Source organism: Nonomuraea sp. NPDC003560, assembly GCF_042878785.1.
In the GTDB taxonomy this organism is placed as follows: Bacteria; Actinomycetota; Actinomycetes; order Streptosporangiales; family Streptosporangiaceae; genus Nonomuraea.
Window position 1 is genome coordinate 199834 of record NZ_JBIAOF010000014.1, and the last position, 14323, is coordinate 214156.

The following is a 14323-nucleotide window of genomic DNA, read 5'->3' on the forward strand; positions in this document are numbered from 1 at the left end:
TCATTCGGGCGGCGCGCCGAACACGTACGAGCCGGGGGCGTCCGGGTCGTCGCCGGCCCAGAACTCGGTCCAGTGGAGGCGGAACTCCTCGCGTGAGAGGTGGCCGTCGCCGTCCAGGTCGAGGCGGGGGAAGATGTCGTCGGTCGCCGAGGGGGCGCCGTTCCACGTCTCGATCAGCGCGCCGTACTCCGCACGGGAGATGAGGCCGTCGCCGTTGAGGTCGATGGCCTCGAACATCGCGTCGGCGGTGCCGGTGACCGCGTCGGTCATGTCGCCGAGCACGTCGACCACGCTGAGCACCTGGTCGAGGGAGACGCCGGCGTCGCCGCCCGAGGCGGCCCTGAGCACCGGCCACCAGCCGGTCATGACGGAGGTCAGCCGCTCCGGGCCGGCCGGACCCGCTAGGGCCGACCAGCGGTGGGCGAGCGCCTGGAAGTCGGCCTGGGTCAGCCGGCCGTCGCCGTCGACGTCCATCGCCCGGAAGACTCCGCCGACCTTCTTGCGCTGGAACTCACTGGCCACATCTGCCTCCACTCCTCGGGGAGACTCAATGCTGTCGAGTGATCACTTTTCGTGACCATAGTCGTTTGAGTGACTAATCCGTTACGTAGTGTGGGAGGTCAGGTGAAGTCCGCGCAGCGGGGCCGCCCGTCGTCCGGCTGGACCCGTGGCTACCCTGGGCGCATGGGTCATGCGAAGACGTCGTTCGTCTGCCTGCCGTGCCGGGCCTCGTACAAGCAGCCCTACCCGCTGCCCGGCGACCGGGGCCGGTCGTGCCCGCGGTGCGGCGAGCCGCTGATCCACGTGGGCTCCGCCTTCGCGGCTCCCCGGCGGCGCGACACCGCGGCCTGGCGGGTGCTCTCGCTGCTGCTGCACGCGGGCGTCGGCTTCCACAAGAGTTGTTGCGGCGGGCCCGGCTACCGGCCGCGCACGCTCGGCGCGGCCCGCGCGCGGATGGCGCACGCACGGGCCACCGGAGAGCCGTTCGCCACGGCCCTGACGCGTCCCGAACTGCCCTAGGACGGCCCGCATGACCATCGACGTCCGGACGTTGCTGCCCGTCGCCGAGCGGGCCGCGTCGATCGCCGGCGAGATCATCACGACCCGGGCGCCCGGCGTCGTCACCGCCAAGGGCGACCGCGACATGGCCACCGAGGTCGATTACGCCGTCGAGCACGCCGTACGCGAGTTCCTCTCGAAGGAGACGCCCGAGCTGGGCTTCCTCGGCGAGGAGGAGGGCGCGAGCCGGCCGGGCCAGGGCCTGACCTGGGTGCTCGACCCCGTGGACGGCACGGCCAACTTCCTGCACGGCATCCCGCTGTGCGGGGTCTCCCTGGGCCTGGTCGACGGGGACGTGCCGCTGCTCGGCGTCGTCGGCCTGCCGTTCCTCGGCGTCCGCTACTCGGCCGCCCGAGGCGCCGGCGCGACGGCCAACGGCTCGCCCGTCCAGGTCAGCGGCGCCGCGGAGCTCCAGGACGCCGTCGTCGCCCTGGGCGACTACGCGGTGGGCGCGGACGCGGCGGAACGCAACCGTCCCCGCTTCGCCCTGACCCAGGAACTGGCCGCGCGAGTCCAGCGCGTCAGGATGCTCGGCTCAGCGGCGATCGACCTCGTGTGGGTGGCCGACGGCAAGGTCGACGCGAGCGTCATGCTCAGCAACAACCCGTGGGACACCGCGGCGGGCGTCGTCATCGCCCGCGAAGCCGGAGCCCTGGTGGTCGACCTCGACGGCAGCCCCCACGACATGGCCTCCCGGGCGACCATCGCGACGAGCCCCGCCCTCGCCCCCGAGCTCCTGAAGCTCCTCACCGCCGCCCTTCCGCACCCTTCGGAATAGGTCCGGCCGGCCGCGGGCCCCGCTTCAGCCGCCGGCGCTGCCCCGAGCCCCGTGGGCCGCGTACAGGACGCCGAGTCGCCGGTCGATCCCCGCACGCACCGGGTCGTGCCGCGGGCCGAGGGCGAATCGCCGGTCGGTCCAGCTGTCGGGCGGATACAGCCACACCGGTCGGCCGACCAGGTGGTCCGGTTCCCACTCGTACCGCGGCCAGACGTGAGCGTGCAGGAACGGGTCGGTGTTGCCGAGGATCTCCAGGTTCACCCGCCGGAACGCCGGGTCCAGCGCGCCGCAGGCCCGCTCGACCGCCTCGCCGAGCAGCTCCATGTCCGACAGGAAGGCCATCCGCCTGGCCCGGGGCAGGTCGGACAGCCGCTCCACGCCGGGCTCGTCCGTCAGGAGAACCGAGTATCCCGGCAGGAACTGCGTGTCACCGATCACGGCGAAGCCGGCGTCCAGCCGCCTGAGCACCGTGGGATTCCGGCCCGCCAACGCACTGCCGACCCTGGCCCCCCGCCAGTCACCACTCACGGCCCCCGACCCTACACACAAGCCGCCACAACTCACCGGCGGGCACTCCACCTGCGCGCCGTGACGGCCGCCTGGCCCCGCGGGTCCGCCTGCGGGGCCGGCGCTTCCTACGGCAGGACGATGGAGCCGCTCCACTGGGTGACCGCGTCGGAGTAGACCCCGCGCAGTTCGCCGTCGAAGTACGGCGAGAAGCTCTTGTCGTAGCGCAGGTCGGCGTCGGTGTCGGCGACGCTGATGGTGATCGCGTTGAGGTGGCCCACGCGCCCGGTCTTGTCGTAGCGCAGCAGCCAGGACGAGCCGAGGGAGCCCTGCCCGGGGAACGGGGAATCGACGGCGGCGAGCTCCTCGGCCTTCAGGCTGGGCGCCTGGGCGGCGGACGTGCGTCCCGCGAAGGTTTCCAGGGTGTCGCCCGTCTGCGGGTGGGAGCCGTCCGGGTGGACCCCGGCCGGGAAGCCGAAGACGTCCACCGAGGAGTCGAGCGGCTGGTTCCAGGCCAGGCCCTGTCCGCCGACCTGGTCGACCAGCCTGCCGGTGTCGGTCAGCTCGCCCGTGGGAGAGGAGGTGACGCCGTTGTAGACGGTGACGAAGGCGTAGTCGCGGTCGTAGTCGCCGTACGCGGGGAAGTCGTAGTGGGTGAAGAGCTGCTTTCCGACGTAGAGGCCGGACGGAGCGGCGCCGGCGGAGTATCCGGGGACGAAGACCCATTTGCCGAGACCCCCGCCGTACTGCTGTTCGTAGGCGCAGTGGCCGGCGGTGGCCACGAGGTTGCGGTACTGCGACTGCATGGCGGTGCCGGTGCACCAGTGCGGCAGGCCGTCGGCGCCGACGAAGAACACCTTGCCCGAGCTGACGGGCCCCTTGCCGGCGCTTCCGGCGCCGTCGGGCGGGAGCACGGGCGGGACGGTGCCGGGCTTGCCGTCGGCAACGGCCGAACCGCTGAGGATGACCTTGTCGATGTCGGTCTGGACGGCGTAGGGAGTGGCGTTCGCCAGATTGGCGCCGCCGTTGCCCAGCCAGAACGCGGCCACCTCCACAGCGGACGTCTGCGTGACCGCCAGCGGGTAGCTCGCCGTGGCGACCGATCCGGCGGCGGGCACGGCCATGAGGCCGGAAACCAGGAGGCCGGTGGCCAACACGCCCAGCGTTGTCTTCATCTGGCCCTCTCCACTCTGCTCGGGGGGTGACGGCTTTTCGAACATACGATCGCCGCCGAGGGCTGACGCTACCCGCCGAACTCAAGATGATCAACACTTTTAACAGCCGGCTGTCAACACGGGCCCCGCGCACGAACGCTTGGCGGGCCGGCGGCGATCGATAGCATCGCCGGATGGAGGATGATCTGCCGTCTCAGCACTTCTCCGACGCGAGCATGGCCATCGGTGTCGGAGTCGTCGTGTTCCTGATTCTGCTGCCCACCATCGTCTGGATCGCCGTGGTGATGTCGCGCAGTCGCAGGTAGGGCGGTCAGAGGGTGGCGTGGAGGTGGGAGAGCATCGTGCGGGCGGGGTGGCCGAGGATGTTCTCCAGGTCGGGGGTCTGTCTCTCCAGGGCGCCGGCGCGGATCCGGGCGTTCAGCCAGGCCATCGGGCCGGGGGCGGCGTCGGGGACCTCGCGGTAGGGCACGCCCAGCGCCCGCGCCACCTCCGGGTGGGTCCACAGCGGCCCGGTGAAGTCGTAGGCGCGGCCCTCGTGGCCTTCGCCGGTCAGCACGTTGGCCGCCGCCTCGGCCAGGTCGGACCGGAACGCGGTGTTCAGGCCGCGCCCTCCGCCGCTCCCGGTCAACTCACCGCCCGAGACCCGGGGGACGAACGCGTCGCTGTAGAACGGGTGGCGCAGGATCGTGCACGGCAGGCCGCTGCGCAGGAGGGCCTGCTCGGTGGCGTGGTGGGCCTCGGTCATGCCGGTGGCGACGGTGTCGGCGTCCAGGAAGCTGGTGTAGACGACGGCGCCGACGCCCACGTCCGCGGCGGCGGCGAGGGCGGCCAGGTGGTGGCCGATCCGGCGGCCGGGGTCGAGCTCCGGCGAGGAGATCAGGAGCAGGCGGGCGGCGCCCTCGAACGCCGTGCGCAGGCTCGCCGGATCGTCGTAGTCGCACCACCGCACCGGGACGCCCTCGGGCGCGCGGGCGGGATCGCGCACGGCGGCGACGACGTCCGCCCGGGTGCGCAGCCGGTCGATGACGAGACGGCCGAGCGCGCCCGACGCCGCCGAGACAACGATCATGGAGCTCCCTCTGATCGGAATGGGTGCTCAAAGTGAACTGCCACCGTGTCCTGCGACGCCACCGCTTTTCGCCCGGGACGGGCCCACGACGGCCCCAGAGGAGCATTTCCGGAGAAGACCGCCCAGGTCACCCGGGTTAGCGTGATCGTGGACCTCTGGAGAGAACATGGACGAGCTCATCACGTACGGCAAATGGGCGTCGGTGCGCGGCTCGCTCAAGGCGGCCACCGACCGGTTCGCGAAGCTGGTCTCCATCGTCGATCCCCACGCCATGGCGACCAGGGAGTGGACCGTCGCCGAGACCGCGGCCCACGTCACCGCGATCGCCTCGCTCTACACCTGCGTGGTGCGCGGCGACGTGACCACGCCCTTCCCTGCGCTGGCCGAGCCGATACTCGGCACCAACGTCGACACGGTGAGCGCCCTGAACGAGCTGGCCTTCGAGCACTTCCCCGAGCGGGACCCGGTCGTCCTGGCCGAGCGGCTGCGCGGCGACGTCCGGGAGATCCTGCGCGCCGGCGCGGAGGCCGATCCGGCGACACCGGTCCCGTGGCTGGGCGACGCGCGAGTGCCCGTCGCGGGCGTGCTGGCCCACCTGCTGAACGAGCTGCTGCTGCACGGCTGGGACATCGCCCGCGCCACCCGTACCCCCTGGTCGGTGCCCGCGCGGGACGCCGGGCTGTTCTTCGACCTGTTCCTCATCGGGATGATCAGGAACGACTACGGACATCTGATGGACACCGGGACGCCCGCCCCTCCCCGCCGGATCACCGTCGGGTTCCACTCCGCGCACACCGCCCCGGCGGCGCTGGCGCTCGAGAACGGGCGGGTGTCGGTGGCCGAGATGGGGCCGCAGGTGGACGCGCACGTGCGGTTCGACCCGGCGGCGCTGAACCTGCTGCTGTTCGGCCGGATGTCCAGGACACGAGCCGCGCTCACGGGCAAGGTGGCGGTCTGGGGGCGGCGTCCGTGGCTGCTGCCGGCCTTCCTGCGGTTCGTACGGCTGCCCACGACGACGGTCCCGCGCTCACGCGCCGAGTCCATACAGGTGTGAACGCCACAAAGTATTCACCCGGTGGGCGCATACTGGAGGAGATGAAGCGAGCCAGCGGCGATTCTCGTCGTCACCTGCCCACAAGTCCCTTCAAACCGCCGCCTCCGGCGCCACCCGCGGAGCAGTTCGACATGCACGACCGGGTGAGCCACGACCGATTCGGCCTCGGTGTCGTCATCGGTGTGGAGGACGACGTCGCCGTACTGGTCGACTTCGGATCCCGGCAGGAACGGATCACGACGCCGTTCAACAAGCTGTACAAACTCTGAGAGCCGGTCCGCGACGCCCGTGTGCCCCGAGGGCCGCATGGGCGGGACCGACGCGCGGCGTGCCCGGCTGAGGACGCCGGGGTTCAGTGACTCACGGGGACAGACGCTCGTGGGTCGATGGCGCGCGGAGTCGAGCCGCGGAGTGGAGTCGGCGGCTCAGGGGGTGACGATGGCGAAGTCGCGGGCCGGTGAGTCGAGCACGGCGACCAGCCGCTGCAGCGCCGTGATGTCGCCCTCCCGCTCCACCCCCTCCACGCCCTTGCCTGCCAGCAGGCCGAGCAGCTGGGCCCGGGTGAGGCGGAGCGTGAGGTCCACGGGCTCCTCCGGCGGGTTCAGCCGCTGGACGAGCACGCCGTTGGACAGCGTGGTGCGGTACAGCTCCCCCAGGTCCGTCAGGTGCCAGTCGATCGACAGGCTCTCGTGCCAGGCCTTGGGGCCGTCCACGCGGATGGCGAGGGAGTCGAAGATCTGCTCCACGGTCAGGGCCGCGAGCAGGTCGGGCGAGGTGGTGGTGACGCGGGTGGGGGCGATGCCGTCGGTCAGCTCCATGGCCCCCGTCAGGTACGAGTTGCGCCACGTCCCGTTCTCGGCGCCCTGGCCGAGCCGGGTGTAGACCTCGGCCAGCAGGTCCCTGGCCGCCTTGTTGCCCTCGTCGGCGAAGACGGCGTGGTTCAGCAGCTGGACGGCGAAGCGCAGGTCGTTCTCCTCGATGTAGCGGCGGGCGAAGGCCACGACGGCCGCGCCGCCGCCCATGCACTCGACGTACCGGATCGCGCTCTCCCTGGGCGGGTGCTCCCACAGGTGGGCGGGGTTGCCGTCGTACCAGCCGAGGTAGCGCTGGTAGACGGCCTTGACGTTGTGGCTGACCGAGCCGTAGTAGCCGTGGGTGTGCCAGACCTGTTCCAGCGCGGGCGGCACCCGCATCTGCTCGGCGATCTCGGCGCCGGTCAGTCCCTTGTTGAGCAGGCGCAGGGTCTGGTCGTGCAGGTAGGCGTACAGGTCTCGCTGTTCCTGGAGGAACCGGACGATGTTGCTCTTTCCCCAGGTCGGCCAGTGGTGGGAGGCGAAGGCGACCTCGGCCCGGTCGGCGAGCAGCGTGAGGGTCTCCGACAGGTAGCGGGCCCAGACGCGGGCGTCGCGCACCTGGGCGCCGCGCAGCGTGAGGATGTTGTGCAGGTTGTGGGTGGCGTTCTCGGCCAGGCACAGGGCGTCGCGGTCGGGGAAGAGGAAGTTCATCTCGGCGGGGGCCTCGGTGCCGGGGGTGAGCTGGAAGACGATCCGCACCCCGTCCACGATCTCCTCCTGGCCGGTGCGGCTGACGTCCACGGTGGGCGGGATGAGGGACGTGGTGCCGGTCGAGGACGTCATGCCGAGTCCGCAGCCGATCTGGCCGTCCGGGGCGTGCGGCAGGGCGAGGCCGAACATGTAGCCGGCGCGGCGGTTCATGGCGGGGCCGGCGTAGACGTTCTCGGAGACCGCGTGGTCCATGAAGCCGGCGGGGGCCAGGATCGGCACGTTGCCGTCGGTGACGCCGCGCACGCCGCCGAAGTGGTCGACGTGGCTGTGGGTGTAGACGACGCCGGTGACCGGCCGGTCGCCGCGGTGGCGGCGGTAGAGCGCGAGCGCGGCGGCGGCGCACTCGGTGGAGACCAGCGGGTCGATGACGATGACGCCGACGTCGCCCTCGACCAGGGTCATGTTCGACAGGTCCAGGCCGCGTACCTGGTAGATGCCGTCGGCGACCTCGTACAGGCCCTGTTTGGCGCAGAGCTGGCTCTGCCGCCACAGGCTGGGATGAGCGGTTTCGGGGCATTCGGCGTTGAGGAAGGCGTAGGAGTCGTTGTCCCAGACGACCTCGCCGCTTCTCGACTTGACCACGGCGGGGGTCAGCTTCGCGATGAAGCCGCGATCGGCGTCCTCGAAGTCGCCCGTGTCATGAAATGGAAGGTCTGCCATGTCTGCTCGCATGCCCCTGAATGGACGCTCGTAGCTCAACAACCAGCCCCAATAGCATGAAACTCGGGCAATAAGGACAGGGAGCGGCGGCGTAGCGACTCGGACGGTGTGATTGGGTGGTTCCAGGCTGATCTCATCGGGGGTGGTCATGGAAGCGTGCGTGTTCGACCTCGACGGCGTGCTCGTCGACTCCGAACCCGTCTGGGAGCAGGTGCGGCGCGCCTTCGTCGCCGACCACGGCGGCACCTGGCAGCCCGACACGCAGTCCAGGCTGATGGGCATGAGCACCGGCGAGTGGGCGGCCTACCTGCACGAGCTGGGGGTGCGCCTGACGCCCGACGAGATCGCCGCGGGCGTGGTCGACCAGATGGCCGAGCGCTACCAGGACGGCGTGCCGCTGCTGCCGGGCGCCCGCGAGGCCGTGCGCCGGCTGGCCGGGCACTTCACCCTCGGCCTGGCCAGCTCGTCGCCGCGGCGGCTGATCGACGTGGTGCTGGACGCGGCCGAGCTGCGCGAGTACTTCGTCACCACGGTCTCCACGGAGGAGGTCGCGCGCGGCAAGCCCGCCCCCGACGGCTACCTGGAGGCGGCCCGGCGGCTGGAGATCTACCCGAAGGACTGCGTGGCGGTCGAGGACTCCAGCAACGGGCTGCGTTCGGCGCACGCGGCCGGCATGCGGGTGATCGCCGTGCCGCATCCCGGCTACCCGCCCGACGACGACGCCCTCGCCCTCGCCTGGCAGGTCCTGCCCGACCTCGACGCGCTCACGGTCGAGGCGCTGACGTGACGACCGGCGGCATGGGCGTCCGCCTGCGGACGCCGGCCGACCTGAACGCCTGCGCCGACGCCCTGGCCCTGGTGCACGCCGCCGACCGCTACCCCGTCGACTGGCCGGCCGACCCGCAGGGCTGGCTGACTCCGGGCGACCTCCTGCGCGCCTGGGTGGCGGTCGAGGAGGGCCAGGTGCTCGGCCACGTGGGCCTGGCCGGCACCGACGAGGGCCCGCAGGTCACCCGGCTCTTCGTGGTGCCCGCCGCCCGGGGCCGCGGGCTGGCTCCCGTGCTGCTGGACACCGTGCGGAAGGCCGCAGGAACGCCCGTCGTCCTGGAGGTCTCCGACGAGGGCCGGGCGGCCGTCGCGCTCTACGAGCGGCTGGGCTGGCGCCGCGTCGGCAGCACCCGCGCTCGATGGCTCAACGCCGCGGGCGAACCCGCCCTGCTCCACCACTACGTGAGCCCGTGAGGCTATCCTTTGGGAATCGTGCGAGACATCACGGTTTTCAGTGGCAGCGCCCACCCCGAGCTGGCCGAGGAGATCTGCTCCCACCTCGGGACCCCGCTCCACCCCGTCAAGGTCGCCCGCTTCGCCAACGACGCGCTTGAGGTGCAGCTCCAGGCCAACTGCCGCGAGCGCGACGTGTTCCTCATCCAGCCCCTGGTGCCGCCGACGCAGGAGAACCTGGTCGAGCTGCTGCTCATGATCGACGCGGCGCGCGGCGCGTCCGCGGCCAGGACGACCGTGGTGCTGCCGCATTACGCCTACGCCAGATCGGACAAGAAGGACGCGCCACGCATCTCCATCGGCGCGCGCCTGGTCGCCGACCTGATGGTGGCCGCGGGCGCGAACCGGGTGCTGGCCATGACGCTGCACTCGCCGCAGGTGCACGGCTTCTTCAGCGTGCCGGTCGACCACCTGCACGCGCTGCGCGAGCTGGCCGCGCACTTCCGCCGCCACGACCTGTCGAACGCCGTCGTCGTCTCCCCCGACCTGGGCAACGCCAAGGAGGCCGCGCACTTCGCCCGGCTGCTCGGCACGGGCGTCGCGATGGGCGCCAAGCAACGCTTCGCCGACGACCGCGTGGTGATCAGCTCGGTCATCGGCGAGGTCGCCGGCAAGGACGTGATCATCCTGGACGACGAGATCGCCAAGGGCAGCACGGTCATCGAGCTGCTGGGCCGGCTGCGCGAGCAGGGCGTCAACTCCGTCCGGGTGGCGTGCACGCACGGGCTGTTCGCGGGCGGGGCGATCGAGCGGCTGAGCGCGTTCCCCGAGGTCATGGAGATCGTCTGCACGAACACCGTGCCGCCGCCCAAGCCGAGTGACAAGCTGACCGTGTTGTCGATCGCGCCGGCACTGGCCGAGGCCATGCGCCGGATCCACGACGGCGAGTCGGTGAGCGCTCTGTTCAGCACGTCCTGACGGCCCGCCCCGGTGATCTTCCGGGACGGCCGGGAATGGATCATAGTGGACATCATGCATGCGGCCACAGACGTCCTGCTCCGGCGGTTCCGAGACGGCGTGGGCGAGATCGTGCCCCTGGTGTCACTGTGGGCGCACGGCTCGCTGGGCGCCGGCGACTACCAGCCGGGGCGCAGCGACCTCGACCTGATCGCGGTGGTCGAGACGCCGGTCACGATGGAGCAGTGGCGCCGGATCAAGGGGCTGCACCGCGGGCTCGACCTGCCGCTCGCCGACCTCCTCCACTGCTCCTACCTGCCGCTGGAGGAGCTGGCGGACCTGCGGGTCGAGCACGTGACGTGGGCCCACGAGGAGATCTTCCGCCGTCCGGTGACGGCGGTGACCCGCCGCGAGCTGCACACGGCCCCGCTCGTGCTGCACGGGCCGCCGCCCGCCGAGCTGCTGCCGGCCGTCTCCGACGCCGTGCTGGCCGACTTCGTCCGTACGGACCTGCGCGAGTTCTGGCTGGACAAGACCCGAGGGCGGCGGCGCTGGCTGCGGGACGTCTGGGTGGACCTCGGCGTGCTGACCGTCGCCAGAGCCTCGGTCACGCTGCGGGAGGGCCGGTTGATCACCAAGCGGGAGGCCCTGGACGTGCTGGCCGGGATGGGCGCGCCGGAGGCCGTCCTGGCCGACGTGCGCGCCCGCCGGTACGGCACGCCGCGCCCGGTGCTGAGCCGCTTCAGAAGGGGCAGGATGACCCGCGCCTTCGTCCGGTCGGCCATCGGGAAGGTGCTGGCCGAGGGCCCCGGCGAGACCTGAGCCCGCCCCCGTCTCAGTGGGCAGGACGGCGGCCCTCCGCGGATCGCCGAGGGATAGTCTTGGCCCCGAGTTACCACCTGAACCGGGGAAAGGGCGGCATATGGGGGAGATCAGGCAGTCCTATCTGGTGGCCGCGGCGTCGGCGATGTCGCTGCTGCGTGACCCGGCCGTGCGGGCGGCGTGGGACAAGCCCAGCGCGCTGACCGAGTTCAGCGTCGCGGGCCTGGCCGGGCACCTGGCCCACCAGATCGTCCGGGTCGTCGACGTGCTCGACTCCGGCGAGCAGCCCGGGGCGCCGATCCCGCTCATCGAGCACTACACGAGGTCGCCGTGGGTGCAGGCCGGCCTCGACCACGAGAGCAACGTCAGCGTCCGGGTGGGCGGCCAGGCGGCCGCCGCGGACGGGCACGCCGCGCTCGTCGAGCGCACGCAGGCGCTGCTGGACCGGCTGCTGGCCGAGCTGCCCGCCGAGCCGGCGGACCGGGTCGTGCGGCTGCCGTGGGCCGGCTGGTCGCTGCGGCTCGACGACTTCCTGCTCACCAGGGTGATGGAGCTGGTCGTGCACTCCGACGACCTGGCCGCCAGCGTGGGCGTCGAGACGCCGGAGCTGCCGCCGTCGATCAACGAGCCGGTCGTGGAGCTGCTGGCCCGCCTGGCGGTGCACCGGCACGGCGCGACCGCCGTCATCCGCACCCTCAGCAGGGCCGAACGCGCCCCCGCCACGATAAGCGCCTTCTAGCCCCCGGCCCGTTTCACGACCCGCCCACCAGGCGCAGCGCCTCGGCCACCTCGCGCCCGGACAACGCGCTGTCCGGGTCGAGCAGCCACTGCGCCAGGAACCCCGTCAGCATGGCCTGGTACAACGAGCCCACCAGCCGGGCCCGTTCGGGGTCCGTCTCCGCCCGCACGCCCTGGAACAGCTCGGCGAGCCCGAGCCGCGCGCCCTTGATCGCCGGGACGAGCTGTTCGCGCAGCTCCGGCACGTGATCGATCTGCCCGAGCAGCTCAAGCTGGGTGATCCAGAGCGGCCGCAGCCGGTCGAACGACTCCACCACCCGGTCCCACGCCGCCTCGAACCGCTCCAGCGGTGAGGCGCCCTCCTCGGTGTCGGCGACGAGCGTGCGCGCCAGGTCGTCGCCCCATTCCTGCATCACCTCGAACAGCGCCTCGTTCATCAGCGCGTCCTTGGACTTGAAGTGGTAGCCGATGCCCGCGAGGCTCACGCCCGACGCGGTCGCGATGTCGCGCGCGGTGGTACGCGAGTAGCCCTTCTCGATCAGGCAACGCTTCGCCCCGGCCAGCAGGTCTTCCCTGTTTCCCATGCCCAGACGTTAACACGAACGTCTGAAAACATCGTCCTAGACAAGCGTCTGAGACAGATGTACTGTTCTCGGCATGAAGAACGTCCTGATCTCCGGCGCGAGCATCGCCGGCACCTCGCTGGCCTACTGGCTGCGCCGCCACGGCTGCACCGTCACCGTCGTCGAGCGCGCTCCTGCCGTCCGCACCGGCGGCTACAAGGTCGACATCCGCGGCGCCGCCCTCGACGTGATCGGGCGCATGGGCCTGCTGGACGCGGTCACCGCCCGCAGCACCGGCATGCGCGTCGCCACCCACTACGACCGCAAGGGCCGCCGGGTGGCCACCATGGACGCCGACCTGTTCGGCGGACGCGCGGGCGACGACGTCGAGATCATGCGCGGCGACCTCAACGAGCTCCTGTACGACCTCACCCGCGACGACGCCGAATACCTCTTCGGCGACTCCGTCACCGCCGTCTCCGACGACGGCCTGGTCACCTTCGAGCACGCCGCGCCCCGCCGGTTCGACCTGATCGTCGGCGCGGACGGCATGCGCTCCAACATCCGCAGGATCGTGTTCGGACAGGACGCTCAGTTCGTCCGCGACCTGGGCTACTACGTCTCGATCTCCACCGTCCCCAACACCCTGGGCCTGGACCGCGAGGAGGCCGTGCACGCCGCCCCCGGCCGCACCGCCAACGTCTACAGCACCCGCCAGGACGACGCCGCCAAGGCGCTGTTCATGTGGGCCTCCCAGCCGCTGTCCTACGACCATCGCGACACCGGCCGCCAGAAGGACCTGCTGGCCGAGGCCATGGCGGGGGTCGAGTGGGAGGTGCCTGCGCTGCTCGGCGCGGTGCGCGACGCCGACGACTTCTACTTCGACTCGGTCAGCCAGGTGCACATGGACAGCTGGTCGAAGGGCCGGGTCGTGCTGCTCGGGGACGCCGCCTACTGCGCCTCGCCGGCCTCCGGGCAGGGCACGAGCCTGGCGATCGTGGGGGCGTACGTGCTGGCGGGCGAGCTGGCCGGGGGCGGCGGCGCGGCGGGCTACGAGCGGGAGATGCGGGAGTTCGTCCGGGTCAACCAGGAGCTGGGCCCGGTGAACGTCAGGGGCATGGTGATGGGCTCACGGCTGGCGCTGTGGTTCCAGCTCAGGATGCTCAGGCTGCTGCCGTACCTGCCGGGCAAGGAGAAGGTCGTCGAGCGGATCGCCGGGGCGATCCACCGGGCGGCCGTGGCGATCCGGCTCAAGAACTACTCGGAATGAAGCGTTCCGTTCTGCTATAGTAAGAGCAGAACGTTCCGTTCCGAAAGAAGTGGGGTTCACATGACCATCCTCGTCACCGGTGCCACCGGGACCGTCGGCCGCCTCGTCGTCGAGGAGCTCCTCCAGGCCGGCCGGCAGGTCCGCGCGCTGACCAGGAACCCCGCCAAGGCCGCCCTTCCCGAGGGCGTCGAGGTCGTCGGCGGCGATCTCGCCGAGCCGGCCTCCCTGGCCGCCGCCTTCGAGGGCGTCACCGCAGTGCACTTCATCAACTTCGCCGGCGACGACTACGCCCCGCTGCCCGACGGCGCCGGGCTCGCCGAGCTGGCCGTCAGGGCGGGCGTGCGCCGGGTCACCGTGCTCGGCGGCCGCGAGGACGGCGAGCTGGAGCAGGCGCTCGCCGCCACCGACCTGGAGTGGACGCTGCTCCACCCGGTCGAGTTCATGGCCAACACGCTCCAGTGGTGGGCGCACACGATCAGGACGGAAGGCGTCATCAAGGAGCCGTTCGGCGACCGGCTGAGCGCCCTGGTGCACGAGCGCGACATCGCCGCGGTGGCCGCGAAGGTCCTGACCGAGGGCGGCCACGGCGGCCGGACGTACGTGCTGACCGGCCCCCGCGCGATCACCCTGCGGGAGAAGGTCGCCGTCCTGGCCGAGGCCGTCGGCAGGGACGTCGGCTTCGTCGAGCTCACCGTGGACGAGGCGCGGGCCAAGTGGCGCGCCGACGGCATGGGCGAGCAGACCATCGAGTTCCTGGTCGGCGCGCTGGGCAACACGCCGGAGGTCGGCTACACGGTCGTCCCGACCGTCCGGGAGATCACCGGCCGGGACGCGCGTGACTTCGCCGAGTGGGCGCGCGAGCACGCCGACGCGTTCCGCGGGTGA

18 protein-coding genes are annotated in these 14323 nt (G+C 71.7%); 12 read left to right on the plus strand and 6 right to left on the minus strand.

The features are described 5' to 3' along the window. Positions 1–522 carry an EF-hand domain-containing protein gene (locus ACFYUV_RS42460; protein WP_387679623.1) on the minus strand — a complete coding sequence of 174 codons (522 nt, stop codon included), beginning with the start codon at positions 520–522 and terminating at the stop codon, positions 1–3. 162 nt (positions 523–684) lie between these two features. Between ACFYUV_RS42460 and ACFYUV_RS42465 the strand changes: the two genes are divergently transcribed. Continuing rightward, positions 685–1020: a hypothetical protein gene (locus ACFYUV_RS42465; RefSeq protein WP_358289570.1), complete on the plus strand. Its 336-nt coding sequence runs from the start codon at positions 685–687 to the stop codon at positions 1018–1020. A 10-nt stretch (positions 1021–1030) separates the two neighbouring features. Next, entirely contained in the window at positions 1031–1837 is an 807-nt protein-coding gene (locus ACFYUV_RS42470) for an inositol monophosphatase family protein (RefSeq protein ID WP_387679630.1), read from the plus strand. 24 nt (positions 1838–1861) lie between these two features. Here the strand turns inward: ACFYUV_RS42470 and ACFYUV_RS42475 are convergent, their stop codons facing one another. Next, a complete protein-coding gene (locus ACFYUV_RS42475) occupies positions 1862–2305 on the minus strand; it encodes an HIT family protein (RefSeq protein WP_387679633.1) in 444 nt (147 codons plus the stop codon). 167 nt (positions 2306–2472) lie between these two features. Further along, positions 2473–3519 (minus strand): trypsin-like serine peptidase, encoded by a 1047-nt coding sequence (locus ACFYUV_RS42480; RefSeq protein WP_387679636.1) that lies wholly within the window; start codon positions 3517–3519, stop codon positions 2473–2475. A gap of 173 nt (positions 3520–3692) precedes the next feature. Between ACFYUV_RS42480 and ACFYUV_RS42485 the strand changes: the two genes are divergently transcribed. Then, on the plus strand, positions 3693–3824 hold the full coding sequence (locus ACFYUV_RS42485; RefSeq protein ID WP_387679639.1) for a hypothetical protein: 132 nt from the start codon (positions 3693–3695) through the stop codon (positions 3822–3824). Between the two features lie 5 nt (positions 3825–3829). On the opposite strand, the gene ACFYUV_RS42490 is transcribed toward ACFYUV_RS42485, so the two are convergent. Beyond that, positions 3830–4588, minus strand: a complete 759-nt coding sequence (locus ACFYUV_RS42490; protein ID WP_387679642.1) for an NAD(P)H-binding protein — start codon at positions 4586–4588, stop codon at positions 3830–3832. 166 nt (positions 4589–4754) lie between these two features. On the opposite strand from ACFYUV_RS42490, the gene ACFYUV_RS42495 reads away from it, so the two are divergent. Next, positions 4755–5642, plus strand: coding sequence for a maleylpyruvate isomerase N-terminal domain-containing protein (locus ACFYUV_RS42495; RefSeq protein WP_387679644.1), 888 nt, complete (start codon positions 4755–4757; stop codon positions 5640–5642). Between the two features lie 41 nt (positions 5643–5683). Continuing rightward, positions 5684–5911 carry a hypothetical protein gene (locus tag ACFYUV_RS42500; protein WP_352327393.1) on the plus strand — a complete coding sequence of 76 codons (228 nt, stop codon included), beginning with the start codon at positions 5684–5686 and terminating at the stop codon, positions 5909–5911. Between the two features lie 156 nt (positions 5912–6067). Here the strand turns inward: ACFYUV_RS42500 and ACFYUV_RS42505 are convergent, their stop codons facing one another. Continuing rightward, a complete protein-coding gene (locus tag ACFYUV_RS42505; RefSeq protein ID WP_352355665.1) occupies positions 6068–7867 on the minus strand; it encodes an alkyl sulfatase dimerization domain-containing protein in 1800 nt (599 codons plus the stop codon). 160 nt (positions 7868–8027) lie between these two features. Here ACFYUV_RS42505 and ACFYUV_RS42510 point away from each other — a divergent pair, with 160 nt between their 5' ends. From ACFYUV_RS42510 to ACFYUV_RS42530, 5 genes are all read left to right on the plus strand, one after another. Continuing rightward, positions 8028–8654 (plus strand): HAD family hydrolase, encoded by a 627-nt coding sequence (locus ACFYUV_RS42510; protein WP_387679646.1) that lies wholly within the window; start codon positions 8028–8030, stop codon positions 8652–8654. After that, entirely contained in the window at positions 8651–9109 is a 459-nt protein-coding gene (locus tag ACFYUV_RS42515; RefSeq protein WP_387679649.1) for a GNAT family N-acetyltransferase, read from the plus strand. Before ACFYUV_RS42510 ends, ACFYUV_RS42515 begins: the two co-directional genes overlap by 4 nt. An 18-nt stretch (positions 9110–9127) precedes the next feature. Then, a complete protein-coding gene (locus ACFYUV_RS42520) occupies positions 9128–10066 on the plus strand; it encodes a ribose-phosphate diphosphokinase (protein ID WP_387679652.1) in 939 nt (312 codons plus the stop codon). 54 nt (positions 10067–10120) lie between these two features. Then, positions 10121–10867 (plus strand): nucleotidyltransferase domain-containing protein, encoded by a 747-nt coding sequence (locus ACFYUV_RS42525; protein WP_387679654.1) that lies wholly within the window; start codon positions 10121–10123, stop codon positions 10865–10867. A gap of 100 nt (positions 10868–10967) precedes the next feature. Next, positions 10968–11606: a maleylpyruvate isomerase N-terminal domain-containing protein gene (locus ACFYUV_RS42530; RefSeq protein ID WP_387679656.1), complete on the plus strand. Its 639-nt coding sequence runs from the start codon at positions 10968–10970 to the stop codon at positions 11604–11606. Between the two features lie 13 nt (positions 11607–11619). Here ACFYUV_RS42530 and ACFYUV_RS42535 read toward each other — a convergent pair whose 3' ends face one another. Further along, the gene (locus tag ACFYUV_RS42535) at positions 11620–12189 is read right to left on the minus strand and encodes a TetR/AcrR family transcriptional regulator (protein ID WP_387679659.1); all 570 of its coding nucleotides are present in this window, start codon (positions 12187–12189) and stop codon (positions 11620–11622) included. A gap of 73 nt (positions 12190–12262) precedes the next feature. On the opposite strand from ACFYUV_RS42535, the gene ACFYUV_RS42540 reads away from it, so the two are divergent. Both ACFYUV_RS42540 and ACFYUV_RS42545 read left to right on the plus strand, forming a co-directional pair. Beyond that, on the plus strand, positions 12263–13438 hold the full coding sequence (locus tag ACFYUV_RS42540) for an FAD-dependent monooxygenase (RefSeq protein ID WP_387679661.1): 1176 nt from the start codon (positions 12263–12265) through the stop codon (positions 13436–13438). Positions 13439–13498: 60 nt separating this feature from the next. After that, complete coding sequence (locus tag ACFYUV_RS42545) at positions 13499–14323, plus strand: NAD(P)H-binding protein (RefSeq protein WP_387679664.1); 825 nt, start codon at positions 13499–13501, stop codon at positions 14321–14323.

Coding starts and splice junctions, on each gene's coding strand:
- ACFYUV_RS42465 (WP_358289570.1), top strand. CDS start 685: ATGGGTCATGCGAAGACGTCGTTCGTCTGCCTGCCGTGCCGGGCCTCG.
- ACFYUV_RS42470 (WP_387679630.1), top strand. CDS start 1,031: ATGACCATCGACGTCCGGACGTTGCTGCCCGTCGCCGAGCGGGCCGCG.
- ACFYUV_RS42480 (WP_387679636.1), bottom strand. CDS start 3,519: ATGAAGACAACGCTGGGCGTGTTGGCCACCGGCCTCCTGGTTTCCGGC.
- ACFYUV_RS42485 (WP_387679639.1), top strand. CDS start 3,693: ATGGAGGATGATCTGCCGTCTCAGCACTTCTCCGACGCGAGCATGGCC.
- ACFYUV_RS42490 (WP_387679642.1), bottom strand. CDS start 4,588: ATGATCGTTGTCTCGGCGGCGTCGGGCGCGCTCGGCCGTCTCGTCATC.
- ACFYUV_RS42495 (WP_387679644.1), top strand. CDS start 4,755: ATGGACGAGCTCATCACGTACGGCAAATGGGCGTCGGTGCGCGGCTCG.
- ACFYUV_RS42500 (WP_352327393.1), top strand. CDS start 5,684: ATGAAGCGAGCCAGCGGCGATTCTCGTCGTCACCTGCCCACAAGTCCC.
- ACFYUV_RS42505 (WP_352355665.1), bottom strand. CDS start 7,867: ATGGCAGACCTTCCATTTCATGACACGGGCGACTTCGAGGACGCCGAT.
- ACFYUV_RS42525 (WP_387679654.1), top strand. CDS start 10,121: ATGCATGCGGCCACAGACGTCCTGCTCCGGCGGTTCCGAGACGGCGTG.
- ACFYUV_RS42530 (WP_387679656.1), top strand. CDS start 10,968: ATGGGGGAGATCAGGCAGTCCTATCTGGTGGCCGCGGCGTCGGCGATG.
- ACFYUV_RS42535 (WP_387679659.1), bottom strand. CDS start 12,189: ATGGGAAACAGGGAAGACCTGCTGGCCGGGGCGAAGCGTTGCCTGATC.
- ACFYUV_RS42540 (WP_387679661.1), top strand. CDS start 12,263: ATGAAGAACGTCCTGATCTCCGGCGCGAGCATCGCCGGCACCTCGCTG.
- ACFYUV_RS42545 (WP_387679664.1), top strand. CDS start 13,499: ATGACCATCCTCGTCACCGGTGCCACCGGGACCGTCGGCCGCCTCGTC.